This is a genomic window from Pseudomonas sp. P7758 (genome assembly GCF_013386485.1).
Taxonomy (GTDB): domain Bacteria; phylum Pseudomonadota; class Gammaproteobacteria; order Pseudomonadales; family Pseudomonadaceae; genus Aquipseudomonas.
In genome coordinates this window covers 32,937-33,499 of record NZ_JACARS010000036.1, presented here as the reverse complement: position 1 = coordinate 33,499, position 563 = coordinate 32,937, and the positions used below count along the sequence as shown (strand labels likewise).

Genomic DNA, 563 nt, shown 5'->3' with positions numbered 1-563 from the left:
TGCTGGCCAGGCCGCTGGATGTTGACCGTCTGTCTGGTAGGGGATTGAGCCTGGTGCGCCAGTTGAGCAGCGATGTAGGCTGGTCTGACGGCGGGCGGTGTGTGTGCGTGGAGTTTTCATGGAAGGCTCTGGCATAATCCGCCGATTCTTGATCAAGGAGCGAACAAGTGGCAGAGATTCATCTGGACCCCGATGTGCTGACTGGCTTGCAGGAGGTCATGGAGGGCGAGTATCCGAAGCTGCTCGACACTTTTCTCGATGACTCGCAAAAGCGGGTAGAGGCGTTGCGCCGGGCTCGGGATGATGCCAAGGCGCTTGGGCGGATTGCGCATAGCTTCAAGGGGAGTAGCGGTAATCTTGGGGCGGTGCGGTTGGCTGAGCTTTGTCAGTTGCTCGAGGATAAGTCCGCCAAGCCTGTGGTTGCGGATTTGGCGCAGTTGGTGGATGAGATTGACCATGAATTCGCGCTGGTGCGGCCGTTGTATGAGCATGAGCGGGGGCGGTTTCAGCTCTGACGCTTTTGGTGTGTATGTCCGTTTCTTCGGTAATGGCGGCTTATGGTT

At 57.7% G+C, this 563-nt stretch carries 1 protein-coding gene; it reads left to right on the top strand.

The window, feature by feature from the left end:
• Positions 1–167: 167 nt before the first annotated feature.
• A complete protein-coding gene (locus HX873_RS09245) occupies positions 168–515 on the top strand; it encodes an Hpt domain-containing protein (RefSeq protein ID WP_003214564.1) in 348 nt (115 codons plus the stop codon).
• Positions 516–563: the final 48 nt, after the last annotated feature.